General features: G+C 62.1%; 17 protein-coding genes. 11 read left to right on the top strand and 6 right to left on the bottom strand.

The window, feature by feature from the left end:
* Positions 1 to 104: 104 nt before the first annotated feature.
* A complete protein-coding gene (htpG, locus tag VFL62_RS09740) occupies positions 105 to 1,967 on the bottom strand; it encodes a molecular chaperone HtpG (protein WP_325172162.1) in 1,863 nt (620 codons plus the stop codon).
* A gap of 66 nt (positions 1,968 to 2,033) precedes the next feature.
* The gene (locus VFL62_RS09735; RefSeq protein ID WP_325172161.1) at positions 2,034 to 2,786 is read right to left on the bottom strand and encodes a GntR family transcriptional regulator; all 753 of its coding nucleotides are present in this window, start codon (positions 2,784 to 2,786) and stop codon (positions 2,034 to 2,036) included.
* 195 nt (positions 2,787 to 2,981) lie between these two features.
* On the opposite strand from VFL62_RS09735, the gene VFL62_RS09730 reads away from it, so the two are divergent.
* From VFL62_RS09730 to VFL62_RS09685, 10 genes are all read left to right on the top strand, one after another.
* Positions 2,982 to 4,226: an alpha/beta hydrolase family protein gene (locus tag VFL62_RS09730; RefSeq protein WP_325172160.1), complete on the top strand. Its 1,245-nt coding sequence runs from the start codon at positions 2,982 to 2,984 to the stop codon at positions 4,224 to 4,226.
* An 8-nt stretch (positions 4,227 to 4,234) separates the two neighbouring features.
* On the top strand, positions 4,235 to 4,897 hold the full coding sequence (locus tag VFL62_RS09725) for a cysteine hydrolase (protein ID WP_325172159.1): 663 nt from the start codon (positions 4,235 to 4,237) through the stop codon (positions 4,895 to 4,897).
* 37 nt (positions 4,898 to 4,934) lie between these two features.
* Positions 4,935 to 5,816: a polysaccharide deacetylase family protein gene (locus VFL62_RS09720; RefSeq protein ID WP_325172158.1), complete on the top strand. Its 882-nt coding sequence runs from the start codon at positions 4,935 to 4,937 to the stop codon at positions 5,814 to 5,816.
* Entirely contained in the window at positions 5,813 to 6,520 is a 708-nt protein-coding gene (locus VFL62_RS09715; RefSeq protein ID WP_325172157.1) for a fumarylacetoacetate hydrolase family protein, read from the top strand. The genes VFL62_RS09720 and VFL62_RS09715 overlap by 4 nt, the downstream gene beginning before the upstream one ends.
* 8 nt (positions 6,521 to 6,528) lie before the next feature.
* A complete protein-coding gene (locus VFL62_RS09710; RefSeq protein ID WP_325172156.1) occupies positions 6,529 to 7,404 on the top strand; it encodes a polysaccharide deacetylase family protein in 876 nt (291 codons plus the stop codon).
* Between the two features lie 175 nt (positions 7,405 to 7,579).
* Positions 7,580 to 8,437, top strand: coding sequence for a branched-chain amino acid ABC transporter permease (locus VFL62_RS09705; RefSeq protein WP_325172155.1), 858 nt, complete (start codon positions 7,580 to 7,582; stop codon positions 8,435 to 8,437).
* Positions 8,434 to 9,420 carry a branched-chain amino acid ABC transporter permease gene (locus VFL62_RS09700; RefSeq protein ID WP_325172154.1) on the top strand — a complete coding sequence of 329 codons (987 nt, stop codon included), beginning with the start codon at positions 8,434 to 8,436 and terminating at the stop codon, positions 9,418 to 9,420. The genes VFL62_RS09705 and VFL62_RS09700 overlap by 4 nt, the downstream gene beginning before the upstream one ends.
* 21 nt (positions 9,421 to 9,441) lie before the next feature.
* A complete protein-coding gene (locus VFL62_RS09695; protein WP_325172153.1) occupies positions 9,442 to 10,698 on the top strand; it encodes an ABC transporter substrate-binding protein in 1,257 nt (418 codons plus the stop codon).
* 57 nt (positions 10,699 to 10,755) lie between these two features.
* Positions 10,756 to 11,511 carry an ABC transporter ATP-binding protein gene (locus VFL62_RS09690; protein ID WP_325172152.1) on the top strand — a complete coding sequence of 252 codons (756 nt, stop codon included), beginning with the start codon at positions 10,756 to 10,758 and terminating at the stop codon, positions 11,509 to 11,511.
* Positions 11,504 to 12,208 carry an ABC transporter ATP-binding protein gene (locus VFL62_RS09685; RefSeq protein ID WP_325172151.1) on the top strand — a complete coding sequence of 235 codons (705 nt, stop codon included), beginning with the start codon at positions 11,504 to 11,506 and terminating at the stop codon, positions 12,206 to 12,208. The genes VFL62_RS09690 and VFL62_RS09685 overlap by 8 nt, the downstream gene beginning before the upstream one ends.
* Before the next feature lie 9 nt (positions 12,209 to 12,217).
* Here VFL62_RS09685 and VFL62_RS09680 read toward each other — a convergent pair whose 3' ends face one another.
* The gene (locus VFL62_RS09680) at positions 12,218 to 13,153 is read right to left on the bottom strand and encodes a GNAT family N-acetyltransferase (RefSeq protein ID WP_325172150.1); all 936 of its coding nucleotides are present in this window, start codon (positions 13,151 to 13,153) and stop codon (positions 12,218 to 12,220) included.
* A 97-nt stretch (positions 13,154 to 13,250) separates the two neighbouring features.
* Here VFL62_RS09680 and VFL62_RS09675 point away from each other — a divergent pair, with 97 nt between their 5' ends.
* Positions 13,251 to 14,288, top strand: coding sequence for a S1C family serine protease (locus VFL62_RS09675; protein WP_325172149.1), 1,038 nt, complete (start codon positions 13,251 to 13,253; stop codon positions 14,286 to 14,288).
* A 12-nt stretch (positions 14,289 to 14,300) separates the two neighbouring features.
* Here VFL62_RS09675 and VFL62_RS09670 read toward each other — a convergent pair whose 3' ends face one another.
* From VFL62_RS09670 to VFL62_RS09660, 3 genes are all read right to left on the bottom strand, one after another.
* Positions 14,301 to 16,124: a putative bifunctional diguanylate cyclase/phosphodiesterase gene (locus tag VFL62_RS09670; protein ID WP_325172148.1), complete on the bottom strand. Its 1,824-nt coding sequence runs from the start codon at positions 16,122 to 16,124 to the stop codon at positions 14,301 to 14,303.
* Between the two features lie 382 nt (positions 16,125 to 16,506).
* Positions 16,507 to 17,286: an alpha/beta hydrolase gene (locus tag VFL62_RS09665; RefSeq protein WP_325172147.1), complete on the bottom strand. Its 780-nt coding sequence runs from the start codon at positions 17,284 to 17,286 to the stop codon at positions 16,507 to 16,509.
* Positions 17,287 to 17,289: 3 nt separating this feature from the next.
* Positions 17,290 to 18,442 (bottom strand): O-acetylhomoserine aminocarboxypropyltransferase (locus tag VFL62_RS09660; protein ID WP_325172146.1); only part of this gene is annotated, 1,153 nt, incomplete at its 5' end.

Below are 18,442 nucleotides of genomic sequence, written 5' to 3'. Positions count from 1 at the left end.
TAACGTCCTTGCCGTCATCATAAGCGCCGCTGTGGCTCGCGCCAACACCTCTCACTCGGCGGTTTTTTTCACCCCTTCGAAAAACCGCCAGCCTATCCGGGACGCTAATGTAAGGATCGGACCACCAGCCGATTGAGGCGGCCGGCAAACGCTGCCGGATCTTCCGGCAACTCGCCGTCGAGAATCTGCGCCTGTTCCAGAAGAAGGAACGAGAGATCGGCTGCGTCAGCGCCGGCCTTCGCGATAGCAGTCACCAGCGGATGACGCAGGTTGATTTCGAGAATGGGTTTGGTGCCGGCGCCGCGATTCTGCCGCGCCAATAGCCGCTCCAGCTCGCGGTCAGGACCGTGACTGCCGGCGACAAGGCACGATGCGCTTGTGGTGAGGCGCTGCGAGGCCCGCACGTCGGTGACGCGATCGCCGAGGTGCAGCTTGATCGCTGCGATGATATCGGCCTCGTCGGCGCCGGATTTGCTCTCGTCCTTCTGGCTGTCGTCGGTGAGCGGAATCAGCGAGAAATCGACATCGCCCTGACTTAGCGACTTCAGCGGCTTGCCCTCGAACTCGAGCGGCGCCGAGCTCCAGAATGCGTCGACCGGATCGGTGAGGAGCAACACTTCGATACCACGGGCGGTTGCGGATTCCAGCTTGGGATTGCTCTTCAGCCGTTCGAGGCTGTCCCCGGCCAGGAAATAGATCTCGGTCTGGTTCGGCTTGAGGTCGGCTACATATTGCTTGAGCGTGCGATTTTCACCTGATGTCGTCGTGAAGCGCGACAGCGCCAGCAGCTTCTCGCGCCGCTCGAAATCCTCGTAGATGCCTTCCTTGATGACGGGGCCGAAGGCCTCCCAGATCTTCGCGAAATTCTCCGGCTGCTTGTCGGCGAGCGTCTCGAGCTCGCCGATGATACGGCCGGTCACCGCTTTACGGATTTGCGCGAGCTGCGGATTGTTCTGCAGCATCTCGCGCGACAGGTTGAGCGGCAGGTCCTCGCTGTCGATGACGCCTCTGACGAAGCGCAGGTAAGCCGGCAGAAGATCGGCATCGTCGGTAATGAACACGCGTCGCACGTAAAGTTTCACGCGCGCCTTGCGTTCGGGGTCGAACAGGTCGAACGGCTTGGTCGACGGCGCAAACAGCAGCACCGCGTAGGAATAGCGGCCCTCGGCGCGGTAGTGCAGCGTCATCGCCGGCTCGTCGAAGGCACCTGCAATCGATTTGTAGGCCTCTTTGTAATCGTCCGGCGTCAGTTCCGATTTCGGCCGCTGCCATAGCGCGCTGGCCGAATTGATCTGCTTGGCCTCGCCCTTGTCGTCGACCAATTCGATCGGGAACTGGATGTTGTCCGAATAGGCGCGGACGATGCGCTCGATCTGAAAGGTCTCGAGATACTTGGCGGCGTCCTTCTTCAGGTGGAGCACGATGTTCGTGCCGCGCTTGGGAGCCTGCGCATCCGTAAGGCCAACTGGTGCGATGTCAAAGCCGGAGCCACCTTCCGAGGACCACGTCCAGGCTTCCTCGCTGCCCGCGCGGCGGCTGATCACGACGATGCGCTCGGCAACCATGAAGGCAGAATAGAACCCGACCCCGAACTGGCCGATCAGGCCGAGCCCGTCCTTGGCGTCCTTCAGGCGCGCGACAAAGGATTTGGTCCCGGAGCGGGCGATGGTCCCGAGGTCGTCGATCAGTTCCTGCCGGTCCATGCCGATGCCGCTGTCGGCGATGGTCAGCGTATTGGCGCCCTTGTCCGGAATGATGCGGATCTTGGGGGCCTCGCCGTCGGCGATCAGCGCAGGATGGCTGATGGCCTCGTATCGCAGCTTGTCGCAGGCATCAGAAGCGTTCGAGATCAATTCGCGCAGGAAGATATCGGTTTCCGAATAAACCGAATGCACCATCAGATTCAGAAGTTCGGAAACTTCGGCCTGGAACGCCTTGGTCTCAATGGCGGGGTCGGCAGTCGTCATCGTCTCGGCTCTCGGAGGTTTTCGGTAAAACCCCGATATAGCGGGCCGAACATCAAGATCAAGCGCTTACAGGCTCTCGTCCGCTGCTTGCGGTCCGGAAGGGTAGGTCTTGCGCTCGCTCAAATATCCGACCAGCGAGGTCTTGATGCTGGCGACGTGTTCGCGCATCAGCATCTCCGCGCGCCAGGGCTCGCGTGCCATCACCGCCTCGAAAATGCGGTGATGGTCGTCGTGGCGGCGGCGGACATCATGATATTCGAACACCACGATATTGCGGGTCGACGATACCGGCACGTGATGGCAGATCCGGATCATTTCGCTCAGCATGCGGTTGCCGGCGGCGGCGAGCAGCGCATCGTGAAAATCGCCATTGATGTCGCGATAGATCGTGAGATCCCCGGCCTCGAACGCGCCGCGCTCCAGCAGCTTATCGCCGGCGGCCAAGGCGCGCTCGATGATTTCGCGCTCTTTCGCTGGAAGTCCGCGCTCGGCGGCAAAGCGCGCCGCGACGCCTTCCAGCGCGGCGCGGATGTCATAGGCATCGACGATGGCGGGGAGGGGGAATTCGCGCACCGTGAAGCCACGGTTCGGCGCGTAGTCGAGCAGCCCTTCGCCGGCGAGCGCCTGCAATGCCGCGCGCACCGGCGTGCGCGACACCGACAATGTCTTCGACAACTGGACCTCATTGAGCCGCTCGCCGGCGCTGACGGCGCCGCCGAGTATCGCCTCACGAACGCGGTCCATCACCGACAGTGCGCGGTTGCCGGCGCGCGCGCCGCCTGCCGTGACTTCCGCCGTTTGCTCCATCGATTCCGTCATCCCGGAGGGGGTCCGTTTTGCTGATGTGTATACACTTCCAGAATCATATCAGAGATGTTGATTGAAAATCCAGATTTTTTGGCGATCATGGACACCTGGGTGCCGATACACTTTCAAAAGTGTATGTAATCTCTATTGACTCGCTTTCCACTTTGTCGAACCATGGCGTCAATAAAGAAGGGTTGGGTGAGGTCGATGGCGCAAAGCACGTCGGAAATCAGCGAAAACGCCATCGAAGAGATTACCGCGGACCGCAATCCGCATTACGAGCCGTTCGGTTGGCACCACTGGCCGGAACATCCTTGGCTCGCCTATCAGTTCCGCCGTGGGCTGGGCGAAAGCCAGGAGGGCGGTGGCGCCGTCAGCGAGATCATGCAGGCGGGATCACGAATGATCCCGGGCGATCTCGAAAGCTGGCATGTCGAATGGATGCGGATCGCCGACCGCAACTGGAAGCGCGGTCTCGCCGAGGAGCAGGCCGGCCATATCCGCACCGCGATGAACTGCTTCCTGCGCGCGGCGGATTACTATCGCCAAGCCGAATTCCATCTTGAACCGGACGATGCGCGGCGGCTGCCGACCTTCGAGAAGATGGAGGCGTGCTCGCACAAGTTCATCTCCTATCTCAATCCGCCGGGCGAGGTGGTCGATATCCCCTATGAACCGGGCAAGCCGCTCTGCGGTTATTTCATCCGCGCGCCGTTTCCGGGAGAGAGGCTGCCGGTGCTGATCTGCATGGGCGGACTGGATTCGATCAAGGACGAGATGTGGTTCATGCAGGCCCACGGCGCCCTGCAACGCGGCATTTCCGTCTTGATGATCGACGGGCCCGGGCAGGGCGGTACGTTGCGGCGACACAAGATCTATACCCGCCATGACAGCGAAGTGCCGATCGGCAAATGCATCGACTGGCTGGAGAAGCGTGACGACGTCGACACGTCGCGGATCGCGGTGTGCGGTTCCAGCATGGGCGGCTATTACGCCGCGCGTGCCGCCTGTTACGAGCATCGGCTGGCCGCCGTCATTTCACATGGCGCGATCTGGTCGGTGCATGACATGTGGGGCACCAAGGGCGACGATTTTGGTCTCGCCATGCACATCCGCTGGGTGTTCGGCGCCAAATCGATGCACGACGCCCACGAATTGATGAAGCCGTTCACGCTCAAGGGCCATCTTGAGCACATGAAATGCCCGTATCTGGTGCTGCATGGCGGCCACGACGTGCTGACGGTGACCGCGGCGCGCTCGACCTACGATTACGCCAAGGCCAACGGCGTCGACGCGACCTTGCGCATCCTCGATCCCGAGGAGACCGGCGCCGAACATTGTCAGCATGACAATCCAACGATCGGCCAGGAAGTGCTGGCCGACTGGCTCGCCGATCGCTTTGGCATTGACCAACCTGCGCTATTGAAGACTTCCATCAATCCTCTCGTATGAGGCGTGCCATGAAATCAGCCATCAATCTCGGCGTCGATCATCCCAAGGCAGCGGTCGTCGCTATAGACCTGCACCGCGGCCATCTCGATATGTCGGTTGCAACCATGCCGACAACGCCCGATGTCGCCGCGCGCGTCCTTGCTGCCAACAAGCGCCTGTTCGACTGGTGCCGCAGCGTGGGCATTCCCGTCATTCATCAGGTGACGTCGTACCGCGATGTCGAGGAAATCCGTATCAATCCGTTCTGGCGCAGCCGCGCCGAGGAACCTGGCAACACGCGCAAGAACGCGATGCGGCACAACATCATCGGCGGGCCCGGCTGCACGGTGATGCCGCAGGTGCTGGATTCGCGTGACTTCATCGTCAACACCAAGAAGCGCTACGACTGTTTTCTTGCAACCGATCTCGACTTCCTGCTGCGTTCCCACGGCATCAACACGCTGCTGATCACCGGCGTGAATACCAACTCCTGCGTGCTGGCCACGACAACCGCGGCCAATGTGCGCGACTATGCCGTGATCGTGGTAGAAGACTGCGTCGACAGCATGGACGGGCCGGAACTTCATGCGGCGGGACTGGCGTGCATTCGCACCGCGTTCGGCTCGGTGATGAACATCGACGAAGTAATGGCGCTGGAAGGGCTTGCCCCGCGCAACACCAACGCAGCATGATGCCTTTGCTTTTCTTGAGTCAGAAGAGGTAACCGCCATGACCGGTCCCATGCTTCCACGCGAGCGCGTCGAATATTCCGCGATCGTCGACCGCCCGCCGCTGAAATTGCCTGATGGCGCGCGCATGATCGTCTGGACCATCGTCAATCTCGAGGTGTGGGATATTTCCAAGCCGATGGCGCGGCAGGTGCTGCCGGCGCCGACCGGAGTCCCGCTGCTGCCGGACGTGCCGAACTGGAGCTGGCACGAATATGGCATGCGGGTCGGGGTATGGCGGTTCTTCGATCTCTACAAGAGACTCAACATCGCGCCGACGCTCTCGATCAACGCGCGCGTCTGCGAGGACTATCCGCGCGTGGCACAGCAGGCCAAGGACGCCGGCTGGGAATTCATGGGCCATGCCTATGAGCAGGGACCGATCCATAAAGAAACCGACCAGAAGGCGATGATCGCGCGCTCGATGCAGGTGATCGAAAAGTTCACCGGCAAGCGGCCGGTCGGCTGGCTTGGGCCGGGCCTGACCCAGACGCTAGATACGCCTGAGAATCTGGCGGAAGCCGGCGTCAAATATATCGGCGACTGGGTCTATGACGACGAGCCGACTGACATCAAGACCGGGAAGGGCCCATTGGTGACGCTGCCCTACACCGTCGAGCTCAACGACATTCCGATGATGCTGGTGCAACATCACGACAGCGACCACCTGTTGCGGCGGACCATCGACAGCTTCGATCGCCTCTATGCCGAGAGCAAGGAGCGCCCGAAAATCATGTCGATCGCGATCCACCCCTACATTTCCGGCCAGCCGTTCCGCATCAAGTATCTCGAACAGATCTACGACTACGTGAACAAGCACGAGGGCGTGGTGCACTGGAACGGCGAGCAGATCCTCAATTGGTATCAGGGCCAAAAGAAATGAGTGCGCTGGCTCCGCACGCGCTGCCGACGGTGGTGGCGACCGAGGCCGCGGTTGCCGGCGGCGGCAGTTTTCCGGTTCGCCGCATCTATTGCGTCGGCCGCAACTATCTCGATCACATCCGGGAGATGAAGGAAGCCGACGAGCGCGATCCGCCGTTCTTCTTCCAGAAGCCGCGTGATGCGATCGTGCTCGATGGCGCCCGCGTTCCCTATCCGCCGTTCACAGCGAATTTCCAGTTCGAGGTCGAACTGGTCGTTGCGCTCGGCAAGGGTGGCCGTGACATTCCCGTCGACGCGGCGAACAGCCTGATCTGGGGGTATGCGGTCGGCATCGACTTCACCCGCCGCGATCGCCAGTTCGACGCCCGCGACATGCGCCTGCCCTGGGAAGTCGGCAAGAGTTTTGATGCCTCGGCGCCATGCGGGCCGATCGCGCAGGTCCGCGATCCCGCGCATTTCAAGGACTGCGCGATCACGCTTTCGGTCAATGGCGAGGAGCGCCAGCGCGGCAATATCGGCCAGATGATCTGGAGCGTGGCGGAAGTCATCGCGCAATTGTCGAAGCAGGTCCGGCTCGAGCCGGGCGACCTCATCTACACTGGAACGCCTTCAGGCGTCGGACCCGTCGTGCCGGGCGATCTCATCACCTGTCATATCGACGGATTGCCGTCGCTCACCGTCACCATCACGCCACCCGAATCCTGAGTTCGACCATGCAGCCGACCGAACGCATTTCCTATTCGCCGATATCCGAACGCGCACCGTTGAAATTGCCCGACGGCAAGCGCATGGCAGTGTGGGTGATCGTCAATGTCGAGGAATGGGACATCAATTCGCCGATGCCGCGCACGGTCTTGACGCCGCCGGCCGGCGGATCGCCGTCGCCCGACATCCCGAACTGGGCCTGGCACGAATACGGCAACCGCGTCGGCTTCTGGCGGCTGCTCAAGACCTTCGACGATTTCAAGCTGCCGGCGGCGCTTGCGATCAACGGCTCGGCGCTAGCGGCCTATCCCGCGATCGTCAAGGCGGCGAAGCAGCGTAACTGGGAATTCATGGGCCACGGCTTCACCCAGCGCAACATGCAGAAGGTGGAGAACGAGCGCGAGGACATTCGCAGGACCGCCGACGCGATCGAAAAGGCGACCGGCAAGCGCCCGCGCGGCTGGCTCGGCCCCGGCCTCACCGAGACCTGGGAGACGCCGGACCTTTTGAAGGCGGAAGGCTACGATTACGTCGCCGACTGGGTGCTTGACGATCAACCGGTGTGGCTCAAGACCAAGACGACGCCGATCGTCAACATTCCCTACACCCAGGAGTGTAACGATGTCGCCATGATGCTGATCCAGCATCACAAGGCCAGCGAATATCAGGATCGCGCGCTCGACCAGTTCGAGCAGATCTATGAGGATGCGGCGGATTCCGCCCGCATCATGGCGCTCGTGATCCATCCCTACATCATGGGCGCGCCGCATCGCGCCAAATATTTCCGCCGCATCTTCGAGGTGATCCGGCAAAGGCCCGATGTCGCCTTCATGACCGGTGAGCAGATTCTCGACTGGTATCTCAAGCTAGTACCGCCGATCTGAAGTCCCTGCAAAGCCAGCTGCGAGTCCGATCAGGGACTTCAGAACGATAAGCGGTACTAGAATTAATAACGTTTGCTAGTGTCCATAACTTTCCGAAGTTCGTGAAAGGTGGGTGCTGCGATAGAGCACGAACTACGGAAAGTGGACACTAGAGAACCGAAAGCGCCGTAAAGGGATGAGCACCTTCCAGCTTCTCAATGGATTGACCTTCGCGGCGCTGTTGTTCGTCGTCGCGAGCGGCTTTACGTTGATTTTTGGATTGCTGCGCATCGTCAATCTCGCGCATGGCGCGCTCTATCTGCTCGGCGGCTATATCGGGTTTGCGATCGCGAGCCGGACCGGCAGCTTTGCGCTCGGTGGTCTCGGCGCGATGGCCGCGGTCGCGGCGGTCGGCTTTGTGCTCGATCAGGGCCTGCTGCGCTTCGTCCGTGGCAATGAGCTGCGCCAGGTGCTGCTGACGCTGGGCTTTGCCTTCGTCGTCAACGACATGGCGCTGGTGATATGGGGTGGCGACAGTTTTACGGTGCCGATCCCGCAAATGCTCAAGGGCGGCATGCGGGTGTTCGGCACGTTCTATCCGACCTACCGCCTGTTCGTGCTGGTGACCGGCATCGTCGTCTTTGCCGGCCTGTGGTTGTTGCTGAATCACACACGGCTCGGCGCGCTTATCCGCGCCGGCGTCGACGACGCCGAGATGGTGGAAGCCTCCGGCGTCAACATCCGTCGCGTCTTTCTCGTGACGTTTCTGCTCGGCTCGGCGCTCGCCGGCCTCGGTGGCTTGATGGGCGGTGCGTTCCTGTCGCTTTACCCGTCTGCGGATGCCGAAATTCTCGTGTTTAGTCTCGCCATCGTCATCATTGGCGGCCGCGGCAGCCTCGTCGGCGTCGGCGTCGGCAGTCTCTTGGTCGGTCTGCTCAATACGCTCGGGCAGGTGATGTTCCCGGAACTCGCATACTTCGTGATCTTCGGCCCGATGGCCTTGTTGCTGGCGTTTCGTCCCCTTGGCCTGTTTGGCAAGGCGGCCACGACATGACCGGCGTGCCGACGCAGCAGATGAAGATCGCCGGCATGACCGGACGCGCCGTCATGGTCGTTCTCGCTGTGCTGGCGGCTGCCACCGCGCTGCCGTTTGTTCTCTCGAACTATCAGGTCGGGCTCGCCACCGAGATGCTGATCTTCGGCATGCTCGCGATGTCCATCGATATTCTCGCGGGCTTTGCCGGACGCACCTCGCTCGGCCACGGCGCGATCTTCGGGGTCTCCGGCTATGTGGTGGTTTACGCTTCGGCGCAGGCCGGCCTGCCGCCTGCGGCGGCCCTGGGCCTCGGGATCGTCGCGGCGACAGCCGTCGCCATCATTTTTGCGCTGCTCGCGGTGCGCACCTCCGGCGTCTATTTCCTGCTGCTGACGCTCGCGCTCGGCATGATCGTGTGGGGCATCTGCCTGCGCTGGACGCAGGTGACCGGCGGCGAGAACGGCATGCGCGGCGACGTGCGGCCGGCACTTCTGGTCGGGCATCGCGCCTTCTACTGGGCGGTGCTGGTCGCGACCACATTCGTCAGCTACGCGATGTGGCGGTTCGTTCGCTCGCCGTTTGGGCTGACGCTGCTCGGCATCCGCGACAGCGAAAGCCGCATGAAGAGCCTCGGCTATAACGTGCCGCTGCATCTTTTCGTGGGCTTTGCGGTGTCGGGGTTTTTTGCCGGCATTGCCGGGGCGCTCTATGCGATGTTCAACAACTTCGTCAGCCCGTCGACGGTCGCACTCGCGCAATCGGTCGAGGGCGTGTTGATGATGATTGCGGGCGGGGTCGGAACGCTGTTCGGCGGCTTCGTCGGCGCCGCCGCCATCATCACGCTCGAGAACGTCGTCAGCGCCTATACCGAGCGCTGGCAGACCGTGCTGGGCTTAACCTTCATCGTCATCATGATCTTTGCGCCGGAAGGTATCATCGGCACGCTGCGCGTCATTTTGACGGGCCGGACCGGCGGCAAGGACAGTTATAAAGGCAAGTAATCGTTTAAAGGGGACATTGAAATGGACCGCAGGCAATTCCTTAAAAACTCCACCGCCGCGATCGCTGCCACCAGCACCGGCGCAATTCCATGGCGTGCGCGAGCCCAGGCCGCCCCGATCAAGATAGGTCTGCTCGCGCCGCTCACCGGCGTCGTCGCCTCGGGCGGCAAGGAGATGGTCGAGGGCGTCCAGTTTTACCTGGAGTCCGTGAATTATCAGATTGCCGGCCGCAAGGTCGAACTTTCGATCGAAGACGATGCGTCCAATCCCGACACGGCGTTGCAGAAGGCGCGGCGGCTGGTCGAGCAGGGCAATTGCCATATGCTGATCGGCGATCTGCTCGCCAACACCGGCCTCGCCGTTGCCAACTACGTCAAAGGCACCGGCACGCCCTATTTCATTCCGATCATCGCCGCCGACGATCTGACGCAACGTCAGCGCATCAAGAACGTGATCCGCGTCGCCGGCTATTCCGCGAGCGCCTTTACGCATCCGTTCGGCGACTGGTGCTTGAAGCAAGGCTATAAGAGGATCGCGACTATCAGTCAGGACTACACGTTTGGCCACGAGCAGTGCGGTGGGCTTGCGCAGGTCTTCACCGAGGGTGGCGGCGAAATCGTGCAACAGTTCTGGCATCCGCTCAACACTGCCGACTTCAGCCCGTATCTCGGCCAGCTCGCGGACCTCAAGGTCGACGCGATCTTCGCCATGGAAACCGGCGCGGATGCGACGCGCCTGATCCAGCAGTATGCGAGCTTCGGCCTGAAGGGAAAAATCCCGCTGCTCGGGGCGATGAATGCCACCGACCAGTCCGTGATCCGAACGCTCGGTGAAGAATGCGAAGGCATCGTCGCGGCCGCGCATTTCGCCGAAGGCTCGGACAATCCGGTGACAGCGAAGTTCACCAAGGACTATGAAGCCAAGTACGGCAAGATTCCCTCGCTCTACGGCTTCTCTATGTATTCCGGCATCATGTGGGTTGCCGAAGCGCTGGAAAAGATGGGTGGCAAGGTCGAAGACCGAGATGCCTTTATCGATACTGTGCTGAAGACCGAGCTCACGGGATCGCCGCTTGGAAAAACGGTGAAGCTGGATGCCTATGGCAATCCGATCTACGACGTTCAGATCCGCAAGGTGGTCAAGCGCGCCGATGGCAAATACTGGAACGTGCCGATCGCGAGCTATCCGAGCGTCTCGCAGTTCTGGAAATACGATCCAGAAACCTACATGAAGCAGCCGCCTTATTCGCGCACTTTCCAGGGCATCAAGAAAGCCTGATCAACGATCTTCGTTCGGATGCGGACTGTCCCGCATCCGGCACCAACGGTAATTGTCGTGTCCGAGCCTATACTCACCTTGTCCGATGTCGTCGTCGCGTTCGACGCCTTGCGCGCGGTTGATGGCGTCAGCCTCACCGTGCCGCAGGGGCAGCGCCGCGCCATCATCGGCCCGAACGGCGCCGGCAAGACCACGCTGTTCAACGCGATTGCCGGCGTCCTGCCGCCGACCGCGGGAAAAATCGCCTTTGACGGTCACGACATCACGCGCCTGTCGCCGCACCGGCGCGCGCACCTCGGAGTGTCGCGGACCTTTCAGATCACCAATTTGTTTCCGCGGCTTTCGGTGCACGACAACATGGTGCTGGCGCTGCGCGGCCGTTCGCCGCGCAAGTTTTCGCTGTTCGGCGAACCAGATGCCGATGCCGATGAAAGCTCGCAAATTGCGGCGGCGCTGGAAGCGGTACGGATCGCCGGTCGCGCCGAGGTGATGGTGAGTGATTTGTCCTATGGCGAACAGCGCCAGCTCGAGATTGCGCTCTCGCTGGTGACGTCGCCACGCTTGCTGCTGCTGGACGAGCCGGCCGCCGGCCTCTCGCCCTCGGAACGTTCGATGGTTGCTGAGATCATCCGCGCGCTCGGACGCGATATCACGGTGGTTCTGATCGAGCACGACATGGACCTGGCGCTCGGGCTTGTCGATCGCGTCACCTGCATGTTCGAAGGCCGCGTGCTGGTCGAAGAGGCGCCGGACGATATCAGACGCAACAAGCAGGTGCAGGAAGTCTATCTGGGGCGGCCGCGCCATGCTTGAGGTTCGTGATCTCTACAGTGGCTATGGCGAGGCGGTCGTGGTTCGCGGTGTGTCGCTCGACGTCGGCGCGGGGGAAATCGTAGCGGTGCTTGGCCGCAACGGCATGGGAAAGACCACGTTGATTCGCTCGATCATGGGGCTGACGCCGCCACAAATTCGCTCGGGCTCGGTCACCTGGCGCGGCGAAAGCCTGATCGGCTTGCGGCCGCACGATATCGCCGGCCGCAAAATCGCAATCGTGCCGCAGGGGCGGCGGCTTTTCCCTTCGCTGACCGTGACCGAGCACCTGACCATGCTCAAGAGCGCGCGTGCCAGGGATGGCTGGACGCTGGAGCGGGTTTTCGCGCTGTTTCCGAGGCTCGCCGAACGGCGTCACCACCGCGGCGGTCAGCTCTCCGGCGGCGAGCGCGGCATGCTCGCGGTCGGACGCGCGCTGATGATCGATCCGGAACTCATCCTGATGGATGAACCCTCGGAGGGGCTAGCGCCGGTGATGGTGCAGCATCTCGAAGGCATCGTGCGCGATCTCAAGCGCGAGGGGCTCTCGATCCTGCTTGTCGAGCAGAACCTCTACAGCGCGCTCGATGTCGCTGATCGGGTCTATGTGCTGGAGACGGGCCAAGTCGTGCATCAGGCCAATGCTGCCGCGCTGGCCCAACAGAGCGACGTTTTGCTCGCCCGTCTCGGTGTGACCTAGGCGGCAATACTAGACGAAATCGGAATCGATCAGTTGAAAATGGTCGAAGCGCGGCATCGCCGTGGAGGCGGTGTCGCGGAGCTGAAGCAGGATCGGCTGACGATAACGGGATGGGATCGCAAATCCCGGTAGCCGCGGCAGACTCTTGTTGATCCCTGCATAGGCAAACACCCGATGCTTCCAGAGACGGCAGGCCGCGCGGATCAACGCGTTGACCTCGCCTGAGGTCGCGGCCGTGCCCGGCCGCGCAAAGAATCCGCATAGTAAGACGAGATTGATCCCGCGTTTTTCTCGTGAAGACGACACCAGCAGCAAGTCGGCGGTCGCATGCACGGCATAATCGTAGGTCGGATCGTTCATGCGCTCGAACAAGGTTTCGGCGTCCCAGTAAGGGCCGTTTTCGTCGGCGGGCGTTGCAAAGGTCGATAGCCGTTCGATCGCTTCATCTCGCGTCATCGACTTGATCGAGGCCGAAAATCGCACGCGCGGGCTCTGCGGCCGCCTCAGGGAGAATCCGACGCGCACGGGCAGTAGGTGGAAGGGCCGCAGTTTCATGAACCGGGCGTTCAGAGGAGCCGAGATCGGATTGGGCAGACCAAGGATGATGCGAATATGATTCGCTTCGCATAGCCGTTCGACCTCCTGGTAGAGGCGGCGGACCAGCGCCGGCGAGCGATAGGGCTGCAGGATGAAGAGATCGATCAATTGCGTGGCGCTCACGGGGTTGCCGTCCAGATGGACCTTCTGGTGCAGCAGCACGATCTGGCCGATTTTCTTGTCATCGTCGAAAGCAGCCAGCACCGCGGCTCCCGCGCCGAAGCCGCGCTCGTAAAGCCACTTCATCCGCGACGCCGAAAAGACGACGTCTTTCGATCCAAACGCTTCGGTAGCGATGCGCGCCGTGCTCTCAAAATCGACGGCGCGTTCTTCCAAAACAGAAATCATCTGAAATATCCCCGTCCGTCCGGTAGCTTAGCCCAAAACGCTGCTCTTGCGAGGGCTGCTCGTCGTCCCCATCTGAGCGGGCCAAAGGATTTTGACCATGCTGGATTTCACCCAATACGATTCGGCCGGCCCTGACGCGGACGCCACGCCCGTCGCGGCGCCGGATGGCGATCAGCCGTTGCTGGATGCCTATTCAAACGCGGTCATCGGCGTGACCGAACGCGTCGGCCCCGCGGTGGTTCGGGTCGAAACCGGCGATCGGACGCGAGGGGCCCGGTCGCGCGGCGGCCTCGGCTCCGGAATCGTGATTTCGCCCGACGGCCTGGTTTTGACCAACAGCCACGTGGTCGGCTCGTCCCGGCAGATCCGGTTGCAGGATATGGAAGGCATCGTCACCGACGCCCGCGTACTCGGCGTCGATCCCGATACCGACCTGGCGCTGCTCCGCGCCGATGGCGCGCGGGATCTGCGCTACGCGTCGCTCGGCAATTCCCGCAATCTGCGCCGCGGCCAGCTGGTGGTTGCGATCGGCAATCCGCTCGGCTTCGAATCGACGGTCACGGCCGGCGTCGTCTCCGCGCTCGGCCGCTCGATCCGATCGGTGAGCGGGCGCACCATCGAGGACGTGATCCAGACCGATGCGGCGCTCAACCCCGGCAATTCCGGCGGCCCGCTGGTGTCGTCGGCGGGCGAAGTGATCGGCATCAACACCGCGATCATATCAGGTGCGCAAGGCATCTGCTTTGCGGTGGCGAGCAACACCGCGCAATTCGTGCTGTCGGAGATCATCCGCCACGGCTATGTCCGCCGCGCCTATATCGGCGTGTCCGGCCAGACCGTGCCGGTGCCGCGGCGCCATGCCGTGATCGCCGGCGTCGAGAACAAGATGGGCGCGCTGCTCGCCCAGATCGAGCCGGACGGGCCGGCCTCGCGTGCCGGGATTTTGCCGGGCGATGTCGCCATCAGGCTCGACGGCGTCGCCATCCATGGCGTCGACGATCTGATCCGGGTGCTCGACCGCGACCGGATCGGCCGCACGCTGAAGATGGATGTGTTGCGGCTGGGAAGGCTGCGCGAGATCGACATTCACCCGATTGAGCGCAAGGTGGCGGCGCGGCAGTCGGCCGCGCCGTAGCTTTTGAGCCGCCTACGTCGGTGTCTTCGCCGGACTCGAACCGGCGAACAGTGTAGCGCGAGGCGCGATCGAACGGCTTTCATGATAGGGCAGACCCCGTCCAAGGACTGCCTTGAGCTGATCTGCCGGCACCGGTTTGGCTAAAAAGAATCCCTGCATCATGTCGCAACCAAGGCTTCGCAGCATATCCTGGTGTTCGGCTGTTTCGACGCCTTCCACGACGACTTTCACGCCACAGCCGTGGGCAAGATTGATCATCCCGCCGAGCAATTGCCGGCGTTTTTCGTATTCGGCGAGAAAGCCCCGGTCGATCTTGATGGCGTGACACGGCAGGTATTGGAGATATTCGAAATTGGCGTATCCGGAGCCGAAATCGTCGAGCCATATTTCGATGCCGCTGGAAGAAAGTTCGCGCAAGCGTTCCGCCGCGCTGCTGGTCTGATCGACGGCCGTCTCTTCCGTCAGTTCCAGGATCAACCTGCGCGCCGGCAGGCCGGTTTGCTTCAGAACGGTCTCGATCGATATGAGCAGGTCGGGCCGTTGCAAGTTGACAGGAGATAGATTGACACTGACCTTGAGGTCATCCTCCCAATGCGCCGCTTCGTGGCATGCCGTCCCCAGGACCCATTTGAAAAGTTCGTCGATCAGTCCGCTCTGCTCAGCCGCGCGGACAAATTCGAGCGGTGAAACAGGACCCCGAACCGGGCTGGTCCAGCGTGCCAGCGCCTCGACGGCGACCGGCTGACCGCTCGTCGCATCGTAAATCGGCTGATAGTGCAGGGAAAGTCCGTCACCATATTGCAGTGCTTGCGCGAGGTCGTGCGCGATTTCCCGCGGCTCGGCTCCGCCCGTTCTTTTCTCAACGGGATTGCGCGCTGGAGGTGCTTCTGCGCCCGATGCAAGATCGAGTGTGCGATCGAATACGACCGGCTGACCCAGTCGCGCGTTCTTGGATTTGTAAAGCGCCCGGTCGGCCTTGAGCATCAGCTCGTCGGCGGTGGCGGCATGATCCGGTGCCACGGCAATGCCGATGCTCGCGGCAACCTCGGCAGAGCCGAATGCGCCCAGAAAATAGGGCTGCCGAAGTATGTGGGCCAATCCATTGGCGAGGCGAAGCGCATCTGGCGCCGACGAATCCGGCAGCAGGATCGCAAATTCGTCGCCGCCCAGCCTGGCGCAGGTATCCGTGCCGCGAACGGCGTCCTTCAAGCGCATGGCGACATTCTTCAGAAGGATGTCGCCGGCAGCATGCCCGAGGCGGTCGTTGACGTCCTTGAAGCCATCGAGGTCGAGACACAACAAGGCGCAGCTGTTGCCTGAAACCGAGTGCGTGACCGCCTGATTGAGCCGATCCGTGAAGAAACGTCGGTTTGGAAGTTCGGTCAGGCTGTCATGATGCGCCAGGAACTCGACCTGGGCTTCGGCTTTCCGCCGCTCGGTGATGTCCTCGTAGGTGCAAACCCAGCCGCCGTCTTCCAGCGGCTGATGGTGGATGGCGATGAGCCGGCCGTCGCCGAGCTCCTGCAGGAAGATTCCTTTCTCCCGGCGATCGATGAAGGCTCGCCGTGCCGCATAGATCTCGTCGACGGTGCGGCCCGGATAGTTACCGAGCGAGCAACTGTCGGCGAGCACGTCGTAGAGGCTCATCCCGGTGCGAAGCCGGCTCATCGGCTGGTTGTAGATCCGGCAGAACTGTTCGTTGACCAGGTGAAGCCGGTCGTCGGCGTCATACAGGCAAATGCCTTGCGGCAAGTTCGCAATCGCCCGCTCGAAACGTTGTCGCAGGGCGCCCGGACGCGAGAAACGCCAGGACAGGTCGTAGCGAATTGCCGCCAACAGCCGCGCAATCCGCCAGCGTCCCCCGTTGGGTCGGGGCGATCGATCTTTATGACGCCGCACTGTCGTTGTCCCGCCGTTCCCGAAAGACACGAGGATTTTTCGTTTGCGTACCACGAAAGACTGAGAACGGCGTTAAGATCGGCCGTGCCGCTTTTGTCGGCAACCGCTTGATTTTCGTTGCAAAGGCAGTGTTTGAGCCGGAAATTCGCGGTACGCCATCTCAATCACTCAGCATCGAAAGCAATCGCTAACTGCAACCAGACGTAAGGCCGCCTGCGGTGTCGGTCATCGATAACGATGGGTAAACGGCGAGACTGGAATTCGTATGCAGCTTGATCTCGCTCGCGGGAAGCGAATGTCGAGAAGGACCCGATCGGCGCTACTGCAGCGCCGCCAGCAGTTCGTCCGGCTGCTCCACCATCATCATGTGGCCGGCGCCGGGCAGCACGATCGTTCGCGCACCTGATATCCCGGCGGCGAGAGCCTTGCCGGCCTTGGCCGGGGTCATCATGTCGCGCTCGCCGAGGATCACCGTCGTCGGCACCCTGATCTGTGCGGCGGCCGCAAGCGCATTCTGGTACGCGTTGCAGGCATTGAGGTCGCGATAGAGTACGCCGGGCGCGGTTGCCTGCAGCACGCGCTGTGCGCCCTGATGCATCCAGAGCCCCGGCGCGAGGCTGCCGCCGAGTTCAGCTTTGAAGCCTAACCCCCAGATCGAGACCATGTCGATGGCCGCCACATCGTTGGCTTCGGCGGCTTTCAAGAGATCCGGCCCGACCGTCATCGTCGCGGCAGTGCCGATCAGGCTCAAGCCTGCGACCTTGTCGGGATGGCGCGCGGCAGTCTCGAGCGCGATCAGCGATCCCATGGAATGGCCGACAAGCCGGGCTTTGCTTGCGCCGGCGGCATCGAGCAAAGCGGCGGTCCAGTCCGCCATCTCGGCGATGCTTGCCAGCGCCGCACCTTTGGAGCGGCCGTGGCCGGGCAGGTCCGGCGCCAACACCGAATAGCCGTGGTGGGCGAACCAGCGGCTGTGCAGCGCCCAGCTCGAATGATCGAAACCCGCGCCGTGCAGCAGCACCACGGCAGGCAGCGTCTTATCGAACGGCTTGCCGCCGGTGGCCACGAATGTCTGCGCGCCGTTGACTATCAGCTGCATGGGTTAAACCTTCTGGGAGGCGCGCAGCGCCTGGCCGAGATCGTCGATGATGTCGGACACGGCTTCGATACCGACCGATAGCCGTACCAGTTCCTCGCCAATCCCTGCGGCCTCCAATTGATTGGCGTCCATCTGCTGATGGGTGGTGCTTGCGGGATGGATCACCAGCGTCTTGGCATCGCCGACATTGGCGAGATGGCTGATCAGCTTCAGCGTCTCGATGAACTTCTTGCCGCTCGCGCGTCCGCCCTTGATCCCGAAGGAGACGATGGAGCCTGCACCGCGCGGCAGCAGCTTTTTGGCGAGGGCGTGATCGGGATGGCTTTCAAGTGCCGGATGCAGAACCCAATCGACGGCCTTGTTGGAGTTGAGGAATTCGAGAACGCCGAGCGTATTGCTCATATGGCGCTCCATGCGCACGCCGAGCGTCTCGATGCCCTGCAAAAGCTGGAAGGCGTTCATCGGCGACAGGCAAGCGCCGAAATCGCGCAAGCCTTCGGTGCGGGCGCGCATGATGAAGGCGGCCTTGCCGAATTGCTCGTCAAAGACGATGCCATGATAGCCGGCATAAGGTTCGGTCAGCACCGGAAACTTGCCCGAGGCGTGCCAATCGAACCCGCCGCCATCGACCAGCGCGCCGCCGATCGCGATGCCGTGGCCGCCGAGCCATTTGGTCGCCGAGTTCATCACGATATCGGCGCCGAGTTCGATCGGCCGGCTGAGAAACGGCGTTGCAAAGGTGTTGTCGATCAGAAGCGGAATTTTGGCCTCATGCGCGATCGCCGCGATTGCCGGGATATCCAGCACTTCGAGGCCGGGATTGCCGATGGTCTCCCCGATCACAAGCCGTGTATTGGGGCGGATTGCGGCGCGAAACTCGTCATGGGCACGCGGCTTGACGAACGTCGTGGTGATACCGAAGCGCGGCAGCGTATGCGCCAACAGATTGATGCTACCGCCGTAGAGCGAAGATGAGGCGACGATGTGATCGCCGGCGTTGAGCAGCGTGGCGATCGCCAGATGCAGCGCCGCCATGCCGCTGGCGGTTGCGATCGCGCCGACGCCTGCCTCCAGCGCCGCGATGCGCTCTTCCAGCACGGACGTCGTCGGATTTGAGATCCGCGTATAGATGTGGCCGGCGCGCTCCAGGTTGAAC

Source organism: Bradyrhizobium sp. (assembly GCF_035701725.1).
Lineage (GTDB): Bacteria > Pseudomonadota > Alphaproteobacteria > Rhizobiales > Xanthobacteraceae > Bradyrhizobium.
The sequence above is the reverse complement of the archived record's forward strand: the minus strand, read 5'-3'. Positions and strand labels throughout refer to the sequence as shown.

Excerpts from the sequence above, each read along its gene's own strand:
- htpG (WP_325172162.1), bottom strand. The coding sequence starts at position 1,967 with ATGACGACTGCCGACCCCGCCATTGAGACCAAGGCGTTCCAGGCCGAA.
- VFL62_RS09735 (WP_325172161.1), bottom strand. The coding sequence starts at position 2,786 with ATGACGGAATCGATGGAGCAAACGGCGGAAGTCACGGCAGGCGGCGCG.
- VFL62_RS09730 (WP_325172160.1), top strand. The coding sequence starts at position 2,982 with ATGGCGCAAAGCACGTCGGAAATCAGCGAAAACGCCATCGAAGAGATT.
- VFL62_RS09725 (WP_325172159.1), top strand. The coding sequence starts at position 4,235 with ATGAAATCAGCCATCAATCTCGGCGTCGATCATCCCAAGGCAGCGGTC.
- VFL62_RS09720 (WP_325172158.1), top strand. The coding sequence starts at position 4,935 with ATGACCGGTCCCATGCTTCCACGCGAGCGCGTCGAATATTCCGCGATC.
- VFL62_RS09715 (WP_325172157.1), top strand. The coding sequence starts at position 5,813 with ATGAGTGCGCTGGCTCCGCACGCGCTGCCGACGGTGGTGGCGACCGAG.
- VFL62_RS09710 (WP_325172156.1), top strand. The coding sequence starts at position 6,529 with ATGCAGCCGACCGAACGCATTTCCTATTCGCCGATATCCGAACGCGCA.
- VFL62_RS09705 (WP_325172155.1), top strand. The coding sequence starts at position 7,580 with ATGAGCACCTTCCAGCTTCTCAATGGATTGACCTTCGCGGCGCTGTTG.
- VFL62_RS09700 (WP_325172154.1), top strand. The coding sequence starts at position 8,434 with ATGACCGGCGTGCCGACGCAGCAGATGAAGATCGCCGGCATGACCGGA.
- VFL62_RS09695 (WP_325172153.1), top strand. The coding sequence starts at position 9,442 with ATGGACCGCAGGCAATTCCTTAAAAACTCCACCGCCGCGATCGCTGCC.
- VFL62_RS09685 (WP_325172151.1), top strand. The coding sequence starts at position 11,504 with ATGCTTGAGGTTCGTGATCTCTACAGTGGCTATGGCGAGGCGGTCGTG.
- VFL62_RS09680 (WP_325172150.1), bottom strand. The coding sequence starts at position 13,153 with ATGATTTCTGTTTTGGAAGAACGCGCCGTCGATTTTGAGAGCACGGCG.
- VFL62_RS09675 (WP_325172149.1), top strand. The coding sequence starts at position 13,251 with ATGCTGGATTTCACCCAATACGATTCGGCCGGCCCTGACGCGGACGCC.
- VFL62_RS09665 (WP_325172147.1), bottom strand. The coding sequence starts at position 17,286 with ATGCAGCTGATAGTCAACGGCGCGCAGACATTCGTGGCCACCGGCGGC.